General features: G+C 35.3%; 9 protein-coding genes. All 9 read right to left on the bottom strand.

Translation table 11 applies throughout. The features are described 5' to 3' along the window. Positions 1-53: 53 nt before the first annotated feature. Entirely contained in the window at positions 54-5,948 is a 5,895-nt protein-coding gene (locus C5Q98_RS00115; RefSeq protein ID WP_106011717.1) for an endo-beta-N-acetylglucosaminidase, read from the bottom strand. Between the two features lie 358 nt (positions 5,949-6,306). Next, the gene (mgtA, locus tag C5Q98_RS00110; protein WP_106011716.1) at positions 6,307-8,946 is read right to left on the bottom strand and encodes a magnesium-translocating P-type ATPase; all 2,640 of its coding nucleotides are present in this window, start codon (positions 8,944-8,946) and stop codon (positions 6,307-6,309) included. A gap of 240 nt (positions 8,947-9,186) precedes the next feature. After that, a complete protein-coding gene (locus tag C5Q98_RS00105; RefSeq protein ID WP_106011715.1) occupies positions 9,187-10,314 on the bottom strand; it encodes an MGDG synthase family glycosyltransferase in 1,128 nt (375 codons plus the stop codon). Positions 10,315-10,345: 31 nt separating this feature from the next. Next, complete coding sequence (locus C5Q98_RS00100; RefSeq protein WP_106011714.1) at positions 10,346-10,606, bottom strand: hypothetical protein; 261 nt, start codon at positions 10,604-10,606, stop codon at positions 10,346-10,348. A gap of 222 nt (positions 10,607-10,828) precedes the next feature. Beyond that, a complete protein-coding gene (gene fucO, locus C5Q98_RS00095; RefSeq protein WP_106011713.1) occupies positions 10,829-11,980 on the bottom strand; it encodes a lactaldehyde reductase in 1,152 nt (383 codons plus the stop codon). Positions 11,981-12,141: 161 nt separating this feature from the next. Further along, complete coding sequence (locus C5Q98_RS00090) at positions 12,142-13,497, bottom strand: HAMP domain-containing sensor histidine kinase (RefSeq protein WP_158695652.1); 1,356 nt, start codon at positions 13,495-13,497, stop codon at positions 12,142-12,144. 48 nt (positions 13,498-13,545) lie between these two features. Then, on the bottom strand, positions 13,546-14,202 hold the full coding sequence (locus C5Q98_RS00085) for a response regulator transcription factor (protein ID WP_106011711.1): 657 nt from the start codon (positions 14,200-14,202) through the stop codon (positions 13,546-13,548). A 91-nt stretch (positions 14,203-14,293) separates the two neighbouring features. Next, the gene (locus C5Q98_RS00080; protein ID WP_106011710.1) at positions 14,294-15,670 is read right to left on the bottom strand and encodes an ABC transporter permease; all 1,377 of its coding nucleotides are present in this window, start codon (positions 15,668-15,670) and stop codon (positions 14,294-14,296) included. 48 nt (positions 15,671-15,718) lie between these two features. After that, positions 15,719-16,366: an ABC transporter ATP-binding protein gene (locus C5Q98_RS00075; protein ID WP_106011709.1), complete on the bottom strand. Its 648-nt coding sequence runs from the start codon at positions 16,364-16,366 to the stop codon at positions 15,719-15,721. Positions 16,367-16,384: the final 18 nt, after the last annotated feature.

Genomic DNA, 16,384 nt, shown 5'->3' with positions numbered 1-16,384 from the left:
CACCTGTTTCAGAAAAATTATATTACTTCTAGGCTAATGCTATCACTTAAGTATTAAGCATCCCCATTCAATCTTCTTCTGACAATAATTATTGCTAAAGCTACTCCCAACATAATTATTGGTAAGCTTGCAAACACTACTGTCTCTCCAGTTTTTGTCATGTCTGCTTTAGTACTTGAACTTGGATTTACACTAGTACTTGTCTGATTTTCAGCCTTTTTAGCTTCAAATATAAATTCAGAGAAACTTGAAGTTGTAAATCTAGCCTTATTACCATTCATTTCAACTGAAAGGTTTTCTTTTTCACCGTTACTCAATACGTGAGTTAGGATAATTTCTTCACCTTTTTCAATCTCAATGCCTAAGTTTAATTCAATTGTTATATCTCCTTGTGCTTGTACCTGTTTGCCATTGCTATCGAATAGTTTAATATCATAAACTTCACGTTTGTTTGCAGACTCAACTTTTTCTATTCTTAAGAAATAACCTGCATGCTTACCTTGAACATCAACAATTTTAACGTCTTTGATTGGTGAGTCCTTCGCTAAACCTAGTCTATTTGAATCATCTTCATCCACAATAGGATCAGTAGGTTTACTTGTTGGTTTTGTAGGTTCAGTTGGTCTTGTAGGTTTTTCACTAGGTTCACTTGGTACTTCTGAACTTGTCTCTTTTGACTCTGAACTTGTTGCTGAGCTTGTTGTCTCTTCAGAAGTTTCAGATGGTTCAGTCACTTCAGGAACTTTTTCAGTTGTTGTAGAACTTGTACTCTCCACTTCTGAAGATGTATTTTCAGTTTCATCTGACTCTGTTGTTTTAGTTGTTTCTGATGGTTCTGTTACCTCAGGTTTTGTTGTTTCTGATGGTTCAGTTACTTCAGGTTCTGTTGTCTCTGATGTTTCTGTAGTCTCTGAAGTCTCAGTAGTGGTCTCAGTTGGTTCACTTACCTCAGGATCAAGTTCTACAAGTCCATCTATTCTGTTCTGTAATTTTGCTTTTACAGCATCTATATCCTCAGTTCTCAAATTAGGGTTAAACATAGCAGTTACAGCAAACTCTGTTGCTTCAACAATTTCTTGCTTCAACAAGTTGACTGAATTTTCTTCATATTTACTTGTATCAATGTCATTAGCTTTGTTTATTACTTCCCATAATTCTCTTAAACTATCTTGGGTTGACTTAGTAGGTTCTGGAGCTTTTTCCTCAAGACCTCCTAATGCATCAGATAGCTCATCTTCAGCAGCTTTAACTTCTTCTAGAGTAGATTCAGTATTTTCAAATACTGCTTTTGCGTTTTCTAAAGCTTCACTTAGTTTTTCTAATGACTCTTCTGTGAATTTATCTTGATTAATCAATTCCGCTTCATTAATTAGAGCTTCTAGATTTGATTTATCCACTTCAGTTATTCCGCTCTCTGCTAGCATTATTCTCTTCAACTCTTTTGATTGACTATAGTCAGTATGTTTAATAGTGTCGTCACCAAATCTCACACCATCTCTATCTATAGCATAGCCAATGATACCTGCTTTTTTACCATTTTGTGGTTGCCACTTAGCGTATGCCTCCGCTCTTGAACCTTCCACTTGATCAGATATATCATTCCAACCGTTACGGTCTCCTTCTTCATAGAAAGAGAAGCCTAGCATAAATTTCTCAGGCTCAATATATTTATTGAAGCCTTCCCATTGTCCATCAAGTGCAACTTGATCTGAAGATCTACCGTAAGCTTGTAGTAGAACATAATCTGCATAATCATAAATTCCGGTTAGAACAGGTTGCTCTGGATTCATATTTGTATCAATCATAAAGAGCTTGCCGTTTTGATGAAGTAGTCTTGCCATTTCTCGCATTACTTCAACAGATTGTTGCATAGTCTCTTCGTTCCATTCGGATCTACCAACTGTATCATGATACTCAATATCTACGTCAAGTCCGTCAAGACCAAACCTATTTACATAGTGGTATACCAAGAAAGCTGCTCTCTCTTTATTTCCTTCTTCTGTATTAGGGAAATTTCCAGCCCAACTTGAAAGGTCAAAATATGTATCCCTTACTGTTATTGTTCTTAGTACTCTTGTTCCTTGTTTGTTCAATTTTGGTACATACTCATTAGCAAGTTTGTCCCAGAATATACTGTAGTCTTTTGTGTCATCTGTAAACACAAATGCCATATCTACTTCTGCAGGAATTTCTCCAAATGAGTTTGGCATAATTGAATTTGGCTCAGCGTATTTATCATGCCAGGTTCTGAACCAACCACCGTACAATGGTTCTTTCAATTCCTTCATTTCTGGTTTGCTTGGTAGTTCCATATTTTCATACTTGAACAACCTAGCATCTGCCTCTTGTGCTTCTTTCAGAACATTTTCATTGGTTTTTGTACCAATTAACCTTCTAAAGTCTTCCTTATGTCTTTCTGCAAGGTTAGGTAGAGAATTTATAGCATCTAAAAGTTCAGCTTCTGTCAAACCTTGTGCAATTTCAGATTTATCAACAAATTCACCATGACTTGTAATCTCTGTTACTGCAAGTGATTTACCAGTCTTCGCTTTCATCTTAACTCTTATTGCTTTTGTTGTTACTTCTTCAAACTCAACAGTAGTTGTTCCATTTGCAACAGCACTTGAATGATTAATGTATTTTACTTCTTGCCAGTTATCATCATTGTCAAATACTGAACCTTCTGCATAAGAGAACATTTCTGGTAAAGGTTCAATACTATCACCTACGAATGTTTCAACAATATATTCTTCAGGCAATTGACAACCTGTATCGTAGAAAAAGTCTATATCTAAACTATTAAGTTTAACTTCTCTAGTATCCACTGGAGAGCCGAAAGCTAATGCAATCCAGTTCTCAGCTAGCTGATCATTTCTCTTCCAATCTGACCATCTGCTTCTAGGGTTGTCATCGTAACTTACAACACCATCGTTTACTTGTGAAATAATATCGGCTTCACTCCACTTAGCAAATGGAATTACATTATTTTTTTCTATACCTTTAAGTACTTCTTCTGGCTCCTCTCCAGTTTCATTACCTAAAAGATTATTCAATTTATCTATTTCTGCTTTAATTTCATCAGCTGTTACATTGTCAGATTCTAGAACTGCTTTTGCTGATTCTATCGCTTCAGCAGAGACATTATTATTCTCAGCTTCATATATCTTATCTCTCAATTCTGATATAAGCTCAGCATTCTCTGCGACTTCAAAACCAGTACCATCAACACCCATGATTTCGAATTCATAAATTCTAGCGACATTACCACTTTGCTCTGCTCTTAGGGCATCTAGTCTTACATATCTGGCTTCGGTCATGCCGATATTGTCTGAGGTAATTCCAGCTGTGTTATCTCTACGTTCTACAACTTTATGCCATTCTTTATCATTTAAGCTTACAGAAATATCGTAATCTTTAGTGTTCATATTGGAACCTTCACCACCAGCTTCAGCATGGAAAAGGTTGAATCCTGTAATTGTTTTTACAGATCCTAAATCAATTACAATATATGGTTGATCGCTAGAGTTATCACACCATTTGGTACTCTTGATACCATCAAAGGCTTGTCTATAACTTTCACTATAATTTACAAAACCAGAACCTGAAAATGCATCTGGAGAATTTACTTTACGAGCTAAGTTTTCTACGGTTAAATCTGAGTTTTCGTCATAGACATAAATGTAATTCTTTTTCTCTGCTTTACTGGTACCTACTTTGTTACTTGCTTCAGCAATTACTGTATATACACCAGCTTTTTCATATTTTACAACTACTTTATTTCCTTCTTGCTCTACTATTTCACCACCATTAATTACCCACTCGATTTTTGTGGTTGATGGAGAAGTTTTAGCTTCAATTTTAATCTCATCACCAGCTTTAGCAAATGTTGTCTCAGCATTGAAGTTTATATCAGGTGTATTCAACTTATTAAAAGTATATTTTACTTCTGCACCTTTATCTTTTGCTTCTTGACCAATAGCATTAACTGGATACACTTTGTATGTTATTTCATCAGCATCATTTCGTTTTTGATTCAACAAAGTAAATGCATTATTTGAAGTACTTGCCAATAATGTTTCTTCGCCATTATTAACTTCATATAGGTTATATGTGTATGCATTTTTACCTGCATCAGTCCAAGATAATCTGGCGCTCTCAGTCAAATCATCTTGAACAGTCTTACCAACTACTTTTAGATTTTCTATTTTATTTGGAGATTCAATTTCGCCATCTTCAACTAATGAAATTTTACCTATGAATATATTCGCTTCTTGAGCCTCATTTACTACTAGTTTTAAGCCAATTGATTTAACAACTTTATTTTTTACTTCGCTTAGATCAAAAGTAGATTTTGTCCAAGAATTTATACTTTCTGTATTACCAGCATCAAATTCTAGTGTTCCTTCGTTAGTCTCAAGAACTAGTTTAACTTTATCTGCACCCTTAGTTATAACTTCAGCAGTTAAGTTTTTGTCTGATGATAGTTGACTTGCATAAAGTTTAATAAATGATTCAGAACCAGCTGCCATATTACCACTTAGTTTTACTGAAGAACCTCCATTGAAAGCATCTTCATAGGTAAATCTAGCTTTTAGGCTATTTCCTTCGCCATTATCAATTATCCATTTATAAGTTGGCATAATATCTTGTAAACTTCTATTATTGAATGATCCTGGATTAATTATTTTACCTTCAGAGTATAAATTCTCACCAACACCATTATTGAAATTAGTAATGAATGGATATGAAATTACAGGAGTTTTTTCTACTACATATTTTGACATTCCATACCAATTACCTGTTGCAGAAATTTGTCTTGGATCATCTGCGGCGTTTATCCAGAAGTCCTGCTCATTTTCTTGGAATTTATCGACATCATGGTTAGCACCATTTCTCAAAGTCCAATCTGGACAATATAGAGCATAGGACAACGGAGCATCACCCTGACCGCTTCGATAAATATTCTCAGGAGTAGTCCTCATATTTGTACCGTGTTGTTGTACATCTAAACCTGCAAATACTTCATACTCATTTCTGCCTAATGATTTAGCTAATTCGCCTGAACTTCTCAACATATCTGCATTCCACCAGAAGTTTAAGAAAATAGAATCTGAAACTTTAGTATTGCCATCTTGGAAGAACTTAGCATTTCTATCATTAAGTTGATTCTGCCATGAAACACCTCCGCTAGGGAGCATAGAATCGTACCAAGTCAAATGCTGATTCTCAGGTTTATTTTCCTGATAGTATTTCATAAATTCTTGTAGAGCTGTTGCTGTTGCTCGGCTTACATTAGTCTCTTGGTTAATAAACCAACCATCAAAACCATAATAATTAGCCATTTCGATTAACTTATCTGCTACTGGAAATGAACCATCTTCTGCCTTAACAACAAATTCATCTACCCAAGTAGATCTACCACCATAAGCTTCTGGTGGGAAAAATACTGTACCCAAAACTGGTACACCATTTCTATGAGCGGAGTCTGTTAGGTCACCACTTGGAGGTACGATAATACCTTCACCTGCTGATCCTGCCCACGCTATCAAATAGTCTACGTATTGCCAGTTTGTAAAATTATAAACAGCCTTATCAGAGCCACCTTGTGAAGGAGTTCCTGCAGTATGCTTATTTGCGATTGCCAATGACATGACTTTAGCTTTTGTACTTTGATGCTCATTAACTGGTTCACCTTGTACTCTTGAAGCAAGAGGTACACGTGATACATTATAGATTGCATCACTATCTGTTTCTGGACTCCAGTTCAATAAAGTCTTAGGGAACAAAGCAGTTGATTCAGGATTATATTTATATTCTTGAATAGCTTCTTCACTCGAACTTAGACTCTCTTGAGCGCTTACGTTAATTTTCTCTGTTATTAATGCTGAGCTTAATAAAATGCTAAAGGCACTAATACCAGCAAGAATCTTACTAGATATTTTTTTCATCACACCCTCCAAATACGAATAAATAAATCAACAGGTTAAAGTATAGCCATCAGCCACAAATAAATCAAGTTTTTTGTGCAATATTACCAAACATGTTTTGAATAATCACATTAAGCTATTATATGAGCAGTCAGTACTAAGCAAATTCACAACTTTCTAATTACAAAACATACATTTCCCTAACATAATCAACATTCAAAAAACCTTTATTTAATGAAATATATCCTGATTCAAAGGAGAAAACGCTTTACAACTAGTTTTGAGATAAAAAATAGCACAGCTAGTGGATATCATCCTTTAGCCGTGCTATTTAGTAATTTTATAAATCTGCTAGTAAGGCCTTTAAACCTTTACCCTACTACTTATTTTTGTTCATTATATTCTTCACCCATTCTGTTGTTAGAGCATATCCTAAAAGGACAGGTATCAAGTAAAGCAGGTAATTCCAGCTTAGAATTCCCATATCTAAACTTATGGCTAAAGGCGTAAACGCAAGTGCCAAAACAGCCACTGTTACGGATAAAGTTAAGCCGACTAACACCTTAGCTGGTTTACTCTTAAAGAATGGTATTCTCTCAGTCCTCAGCAAGTAAATAATCAAAATTTGAGATATTGTACCGAAGACAAACCAACCTGCCTGGAAGTACATAGCTTGTTCTACTGTGTTGAAACCCATACCAAACCATAGTGCAATGAAGATACATATATCGAATATAGAGCTTACAGGGCCCATAATCCACATGAATTCTTGGATTTCTTTTGTATCCCATCTCTTTGGTTTGCGGACGTACTCAGCATCAACGTTATCTAGCGCTATACCCATTTGAGCAAAGTCGTTAAGTAGGTTCTGAGCTAGAATTTGTACTGGAAGCATAGGTAGGAATGGCAAGAATATACTTGCTACTATAACAGAAATCATATTTCCGACATTACCACTAACAGCAAGTTTCAGATACTTCATCATGTTTCCGAAAGTTTTTCTTCCCTCGATTATACCGTTTTCTAGTACCATCAAATCTTTTTCGAGCAAGATTATATCCGCTGTTTCCTTCGCTATATCAACTGCTGAATCTACAGAGATACCAACGTCTGCCTGTCTTAGAGCAGGTGTATCATTTATACCATCTCCCATATATCCAACTGTATGACCTTTAACTTGTAAGGCTTTGACAACTCTTTCTTTTTGCATTGGAGAAAGTTTACTGAATAAATTAGCTTTTTCTACAGCTTCTTGAAGTTGAGCATCACTCATCGTTTCTACTTCGTGCCCTTGGTAGTGATAATGTACGTCAATGCCAACCTTCTGGCATACTTTCATCGCTACACCTTCACTGTCTCCAGTTAAGACTATTGGTCTTACACCATACTCTTTAAGAATTCTAATAGCTTCTTCAGCGCTTTCTTTTGGTGGATCTAAGAAGGCTACAAATCCAATGAGAACCATGTCACTTTCGTCTTCAACTGAGAAAGCACCCGCTTCTGGAACCTCATTCTTTTGAGCAACAGCAATCATGCGTAAACCTGCATCATTATGTTCTCTATAGGTATTCATAGCAATTTTAATTTCTTGCTCCTCTAACGGCAAAACTTCCCCATTAATTTCAGCAAAGCTACAGATATCCATAACTTCTTCAACAGCACCTTTTGTGATTAGCTGACGTTTCCCATTCTTATCTTCAAGAACAACACTCATTCTACGTCTAGCAAAGTCAAATGGGACCTCATCAATCCTTTCATAGTCATTCAAGATATCGCTCATATCATATTTATTCGCTCTATTAATTACTGCAACATCTATTAGGTTTTTCAACCCTGTTTGGAAGTAGGAGTTAAGGTAAGCATGGCGTAACACTCTTCTATCATCCTGACCATTTAGATCCATGTATTTTTCTAGAACAATTCTATCCTCGGTCAAAGTACCTGTTTTGTCTGTGCAAAGAATATCCATTTCACCGAATGTTTGAATTGAACCAAGTTTACGAACAATAACTTTTCTTTTACTCATGTTAACCGCACCACGTGAAAGCGTAGTGGTCATGATTACTGGCAACATCTCAGGAGTTAGACCAACTGCTAGACTTACTGAAAATAATAAAGCGTTTAGCCAATCACCTTTGACGAAAGCATTAATCGCAAATACTATTGGTACCAACAAGAGCATCATTCGCAAAAGAAGTTTACTGACTGAATAAATGCCTCTATCATAACTAGATTCTGCTTTATCACTACTTGCTGCATCTGCAATACTACTGAAGTAAGTGTTAGAACCAGTAGTTAAAATTACTCCTAATGCACTACCACTAACCAGATCTGAACCCAGTAGTGCAATATTTTCAATATCAGTTAAATCTTGGTCCGGAGTCTGAACATCAACGTATTTCTCAATAGGTTGAGATTCACCAGTAAGAGCAGATTGAGAAATAAAAGTATCTTTCACTCTAATAAATCTAACGTCTGCTGGCAACATATCGCCTGATGACAAATAAACAATATCACCTGGAACAACTTCATCTATATTGATTTCAACTAATTCATTGTTTCTGTACACATGACAAGTATTAGCAACCAAGCTATGTAGACTTGCAGCAGCTTTGTCAGAGTTTCTACTTTGTATGAAAGTTACTATAGAAGATAAAGCCACCATAAATAAAATTATTATTATTGTAAGGTAGTCAGACTCTTGGCTAATAATAACGTCTGTAACAAAACTAACTGCAGCGATAATCAACAAAATTATATTAAAAGGGTTAATAATAGCCTCAAATAATCTGCCAAGCATTGTATGCTTATCAGCTTGTTCAAACTCATTCATTCCATATTGCTCTCGTCTAGCTTCAACCTCTGAGGTCGTCAAACCTTCAACTCTAGTTTCAAGCATTGCAAGAGTTTCGTCTACAGAAGCATTAGAAAACTTCTTTAAATTATCTATCTTATTTTTTTGTGTATTTCCCTGAATTTTAGGATCATTAGCTGATTTCAGCTTTTTGAATATTTTCATGAGAACCTCCATTCGCTCACCAAAAATAGCAAAGTAAAGACTCTCACTATTTTTAGTGATTAATTAAATTTTGTATCTGGATTTTCCTTTGACTTGTATAACTGGGATAAGTATCCAATTTAATTAACCTCCTATTAAACATCTTTTGACGTCAAAATAAAATCAAACGCCTATAAAGTTTACTTGACAAAAATTTGCTTGTCAATTTACATGGCTACTGCAATAGAAAGAATAGCGAACCTACTGCACCTTCTCCAAAATAAACTCAGCAATATCTTTAGCCGAATCAGCATTAGTATTTTCAGTCTGAGCTTTGCGCATAGTTGTCGCAGCCACTTTATCGTTAATTAATTTGTATGCTAGTTCTGCAAAACCTTCTGCACTATCTGCAGTCGCACTCATACCTTTTTTTATGAAATATTCTAAATTATCTGTCTCTAGACCTGGTATTGCACGAGTGTGTACCAAAGGAATATTTGCTACACAGGCTTCAGTACTACTTAAACCTCCTGGCTTTGTAAGCAAAACATCTCCAGCTCGCATATACAAATGAACTTTGTCTGTGAAGCCTAAAGCAATTACATTTTCTGAACCTGAATATTCTTCTTCAAATTCTTTTTTGAGCTTAGAATTATTACCAGTGAAAACGACAATATAAGCTTTCGGGGACTTTTTCAAAATACTGTCTGTTAGTTCATTCGCATTTCCAAATCCTGTACCACCCATCATGATTAGGTAGACGTCATCTTCTACTGGCAAGTTCAATTGCTTTCTTGCCTCTTCCTTACTTAAGTCTGCACTAAATTTAGCTGAAACTGGAATTCCTGAAACAATAATCCTATCTTCAGAGAAATCGTGCTCAAGAAAAGCTGCTTTGACCTCCGGACAAGATACAAAATAATAATCAACATCAGTTTTTGCCACAAATGGGTACATAGCATAGTCGGTAATTACTGCAAAAGTTGGGATTTTTAAATATCCTTCTCTTTTCAACTTAGTAACTGTTTCCATAGAGAACATATGCGTGCAAACAACCGCATCGTATTTTTCTTTCTTAATATGTTCATACAATTTCTTAGCGTATGTACTATTAAACCAGTAAGTTGGCGCAAAGAAAGAAATCTTGTCAGTTATTTCTGCGGTTCTGTAGAGGATTCCCCAGCCTTCTGCCAGACTATTAACTGCACCGTTGTACATATTAATGATCGTCTCTCTGGCTTTTTCGCTGAAGAAGCTCAGAATATCATACATTTTGCATTCCATGCCTTTGGCTTCCCAGGCTTCAATAATAGCTTCAGCCGCTCTATTGTGCCCACTACCTGTACCACTAGACAAGATTAAAATTTTCTTTTTTGCTCTATTTTCCAATTATTTTTCCCTAACTACCCTAACTAACTAATTAATTAAAATCGTCTTGATTATTAACACTGCTAGAATTTGTGTTTGTATTAGTGTTTGAATTTGCATTTATATTTTTGTTGTTATTATCTTGACCCCTAAAGAATTTATATGCAAAAAATGCAATAACCAAAGCGACAAGTACTAATCCTGGAGAAACAATCCATTTAGAGATAAAGTTAAATACTCCTCTTGTAAACCACAAGGCAATAACAACTACTACAAAAACTCCACCTGCTTTTAATAACGCTTTAAAATCCATATTTTTTCATTCCTTTTCTTTTAATTAAACTTTTTACTAATCAAATCTGTCACATACCGAGACCGTACGAATATATTATATTCCACTTTGCATACATTCTAACAAAAATACATCGCGAACAGTATAAGAATATAAGAAAACCAAAAACAAAAGCTACGTGACAAGATTTTGCCACGTAGCTCTAATAATCTATACAAAATTAATATATTTAAAATTAAAATCCTACATCAATGATTTGTATAACTCTAGGATTTCATCTAATTTTGCTTCTCTTGGGTTTCCTGGTGTACAAACGTCTGCCAAAGCATCTTTTGCGATCTCTGGTAAATCTTCTGCTTTTACGCCTAAGTCTGACAATTTCTCTGTCATTTCTACATCTTTAGCAATTTGTAGAACTGCATCACAAGCTGCATCTCTTGCTTCTTCAATTGACATAGATTCTGTATTTTCTACGCCTAAAGCTTTTGCAATATCTCTATATTTTTCACCGGTAAAGTCTTTGTTATAACGCATTACTGTTGGAAGTAAAATTGCATTAGCTTGACCATGAGCTATTCCGTACCAAGCACTTAGTGGGTGACTCATACCGTGGACCAAACCTAATCCTACGTTTGAATATCCCATAGCTGCAATATATTGACCTGTTGCCATATTTTCTCTAGCTTTAGGATCACCTTTTACAGCTGCTCTAATATTTGCACCAATCATTTCAATTGCTTTGATGTGAACCATGTCACTCATTTCCCATGCACCTGGTGTGATGTAACCTTCAATAGCGTGTGTCAAAGCATCCATACCTGTAGCTGCTGCTAATTTAGCTGGCATTGACATCATTAAGTCACTATCTACAAATGCAACATCAGGGATATCGTTAGGGTCTACACAAACAAATTTACGTTTATTAGCTGTATCAGTAATAACGTAGTTGATTGTAACTTCTGCACCAGTACCTGCTGTTGTAGGAACTGCGAAAGTCATCATGGCTTTGTGTTTAGTATCTGCAACACCTTCTAGGCTGACAACATCTGCAAATTCAGGATTTTCAATAATTATACCAACAGCTTTTGCTGTATCCATTGAAGAACCACCACCTATAGCAATTAAGCAATCTGCATTTGCATTTTTAACAAATTCTACACCTGCTTTAACATTGTCAACTGATGGGTTTGGATTAACTTCATCGAAAATTTCATAATCAATATTTTCTCTATCCAAAATAGCAGTAACATTATCTACTACACCAGCTTTTAGCAAGCCTTTATCAGTAATAACAACTGCCTTCTTTAATCCACGTCCTTTAAACTCTACTGGAATATTCTCAATTGCCCCTGCTCCGAAGTAAGAGCGTTCGTTTAAAATCATTCTATATGCCATAATAACCTCCTCCTAGCGTTCTTGCCAATAAGCAACAGCGACTATTTATCTATTAGCATTTTGTTCACACTTAATAATAACACTTACGGATAAAATTTATTAATTATTTTGTAAATAAGGCTGGATCCGGCGAACTTTCAGCTCTTTTCACAGGCAAAAATCTATTTATTACTCATAAGGTCAATTACAAAAACCATTCCCGCAGCACTTGCCTTAAAATCATAGCTGAATCCATAAAGGTCTAAAATATTCTTGACCACATAAAGCCCTAATCCATTGCCATCTTGAAGAGAATTCTTATCTTTAATTTCACTTCTATAGAAGATCTCAAAAACTTTTTTCAATTCTTTCTCACTCAGAACTTTTCCAGTGTTCTCTATATATAATTTGTTTTGGTCTGTATAAATGTGGATACTCCCAGATTCTTCGGTATATTTAACAGCATTACTGATTAAATTAGAAAGAACTTTTTTAAGAGCAGATTTGGCTATGTAAACATTTTCTCCTTCCAACTCTACACAAAGTTTGATTGATTTTGCTTTTATCAATACCTTGTACTCAGCCAGAACTTCGTTCAAAACTTCTTCGAGATCTAAAATTTCACTAGGACTATTAACTTCTTGCAATTTAGAAACATTAAGTATTTCGCTCATTAGTTCAGTCATTCTATCGACTTCATTAATACTCTCCGCCAGGTACTTATCCCTATCGGCATATTTACCAATGTTAAGCTGCATATTTTCCAGCATAATTCTCAGGCTTGCCAAAGGGGTTTTGAGCTCATGTGAAGTACTACGCAAGAAGTCTACTTTCTGCTTTTCTGTGTTGAGCATGTATTCATTTTTCTCTTGCAACTCAGAAATAATTTGTAGCAACTGATCATATACACTATTAACTTGTGATTTAAACTCACCAATCTCATCTTCAGAATCAATTTCAAAGAAAGCATCTTCCTCTAATTGCTTCATGCGTCTTGTAACTGATTTTATATCTATCAGAGGTCTGGTTATTCTTCTTGCGTAAATATATGACAGTATAGCCGCAGAAATTAAACATACAATCAAGGAGTATGGCAAAATGTCCAGGGTAAGTTCTTTGGCCTCATGGAAAAGTTCCTGTGAAGAAATCAGTTGAATCGTTAGTTCTTGCCCTTCAGCACTTTTTACTTTCCTATCTTCAATAAACAATGAGTTCTTATCACTACCAGGCATACGACCTACATTGTCATCTATAGGTACTTCCAGTTTACCTGGATTCAAATTTTGAGGATCTTTCAGGCTAACACTAATATCGTTACTTCTATTATAGAGATTTATAGATTTTTCAATTTCGCCCTTACTCAGTCCATATAAATTCTCTGCCAAAAGGTCTGCTTGAACACTGAGGTCATTTTTTCTATTTTCTAAATAAAGAGCTGGGAAAACTAAGTAAATTGTCAGGTGTGCAATAAGTACAACTGTCACTAGAATACTCAAAGTATATAAAAATGTTTTTGGTAAAATCTTCAGTCTTCGCATTGCACCTCTACCTTTGTACCTCAACCTTTGGACCTCAACCTCAGCAAATTACTTTCGTTGTAATACATAACCTACATTTTTTATAGTCTTAATGCAATCTAAATTTAACTTTTTGCGTAACTCTTTTATATAGGCATCAACAATTCTATCTATAGGCGCATCATCTACATCTTCCCAAATGTGATCCAAGATCTGGCTACGACTTAAGACTTGATTTTCGTTCTGACAAAGCAAGCGCAAAACTTCAAATTCCTTGGTAGTTAGCTTAACTTCTTGACCCTTGTAAGTTGCTTCAAAAGCAGAAAAATTAACCCTAACATCTTCATAAACCCAAATTTCTGTCTCGGTATAGTAGCGTTTCTTAATAGCCTCTATTCTTTTGCCAAGAACTGCTAGAGAAAAAGGCTTAGTAATATAACCATCAACAAGTAGGTCAAAGCTCTTGATCATAGTTTCATCATCACCAAGAGCGGTCAACATCAATACCGGAATCTTGCTATTTTCTCGCACAACCTTCAGGACTTCCAGACCATTCTTGATAGGGAGCATAACATCAAGAAGCAGCATGTCTATCTTGTTGTTTTGAAACTTCTCAATAGCCATTTGTCCATCAGGAGCCTTGATGCAAATATACCCTAGACTCTCTAAATATTCACAAATACCATCTAGAATAATCTTCTCATCTTCTACAACTAAGATATTCATTGCTGCTCACTTTCATTGTTTCTAAATATTTGTTTTGCTCGTTGTGACAAGCTTAACAGTCTCGTCCCTTCAAGTAACTAAGCTAGTCAAACTATTTAATATCAGTCAATAGTTCGATTGCTCTACTCTTCATTATTTTATAACTTGCTAGCAATACTGCCAATACCAAAACTACAATACCTATAATCACAACATACATCATATGACTTGGATCTACCGCAACATTAAGTTCACTTATAGTCTTGTTGAATCCTTCAGCCTCGGCACCTCCACCTAAGTTAGATTGAGCTGCTGCTTGGCCTAGCTTCTTAGTGATAGATTTAGTAGCATGGCGGATTGCTCCATTTGCAAATCCATTGACTGTGTACTTAGACAAGAAATATGCTCCGGTGAAACTAAACACACTAATGATAAGTACTTCGGATATAAACTGTCCGATGATTTGTAGTTTGCTTCTACCAATACTTAGTAGGACGGCAACTTCTTTCTTACGAGCGTTCAACCACAAGAATAAGATCAAGGTTATTACCAATCCTGAGAAGATTAGAGATCCTACGAACATTGTTCTCGCGAATCCATAAATTCCATTGATTGATTCTTGCAATACTGGGAAGTTGCTTTCACTCTTGAATAGAGTATAGCTATCCCAATTGATACTTTGTTTCTTAGCTTCTGCCATTACTTTGTCTAGGTTTTCTCCGCCCTTCAAGAAGAATGTAGCGTCCATATAATTAGCTGTTTCTGCGTCTGTATCGTATAAAGTATTACTGGTTGTCAAGTCTGAAATAACAATATTGTCATTTAGCTCTAAGGCATAAGTTACTTGTCCTTGATTATCTCCACCAAAAACACCAATGATTGTAACCTCTGTAGTCTCTGAAGATTGTTTAACATTATCGGCATCGTAAGGATTACCTTTTAGCTTAATCTTATCTCCTAATTTAAGATTGTTTTTCTTCATTAAGCTTTCGTGTAATAAGACAACATTTTTGTCTTCTGGAGTTATATGACGTCCTTCTTTAAGTTGCAAGGCACCTGAATTGAATTTATCTTCTACAGAGGAGTCATTAACACCAGTAACCATTACTGCTTGGCCAAAATATTTTTTCTTATGCTCATCTAGGTTGGCTAAAGTATTCTCAGTTTCAACTCTCTCCATATCTACCAAGTCTGCAACTGCACTCATTCTACGCAAGTGCTTTTCAACTCCTGGTAAATTAGCAATTTTATCTATATCTCCAGACTTCAAGTTACCTGCACCTCTTGCTGTACCTTGATTTGTCCTTCTATTAATTTGCATGTTAAAGCTATTACTAATATTTTTAAAAGTCTCTTTTGCAGCTTCATCAGTAGCTGATTTTATAGATAAACCTGTTAAGCACAAAGTTGCCATTAACATAATTATCAAAAACAGTACAAGTGTTTTAACTTTTTTCTTTGTTACATAAGCAAATGCATTTTTAAACATAATAAACCTCTTAAACCTCTCAATATCTATTTAAAATCTACGCAGATATTAATCTTCTAATTCTCTAACAAATTTAAGTTTCTTAGATTTCAACTGCAAAACTGCATCTGCCATTTCTGTCAAACTGAAGCTGTGAGTTACAACAATTACACATTTATTCATTTCTAGTGCGTACTTCTTAAGTAGAGCAATTATTTCGTTAGCAGTATCTTCGTCCAGGTTACCTGTAGGCTCATCCGCCAAAATAATAGGCGCTGCAGATACCAAAGCTCTAGCAATTGCAACTCTCTGCTGTTGACCACCAGATAGTTTCAAAACATTTCTATTGATCTCTTCCTCACTCAAACCTAAATCTAAAAGTATTTGTGGATCTGCATCCTTGTTTACGAGACGAATGTTCTCCAGTGGGCTCAAATAATCGATGAGGTTATAGCTTTGGAAAACTAGGGCAATATTAGATTTTCTATGATTTGTATAACCTGCCTCCGCAATATCTTTGCCTTGAACTTTTATATATCCTTTATCAGGACTATCCAAACCTGCTAACAATGACAGTAGTGTAGATTTACCTGCACCTGATTTACCTATAATTGCATAAAACTTCCCTGGCAAAAACTCAGCATTGATATCATTAAGAACTAAATTTTTTGTACCGTTATATGCGTAACTTACATTTTCTATATTTAAAATTCCCATTTTTTCACCTCTTATAAT

This window comes from Fastidiosipila sanguinis (assembly GCF_002998295.1).
GTDB lineage: Bacteria > Bacillota > Clostridia > Saccharofermentanales > Fastidiosipilaceae > Fastidiosipila > Fastidiosipila sanguinis.
This window is presented reverse-complemented; position numbering and strand designations above follow the sequence as displayed.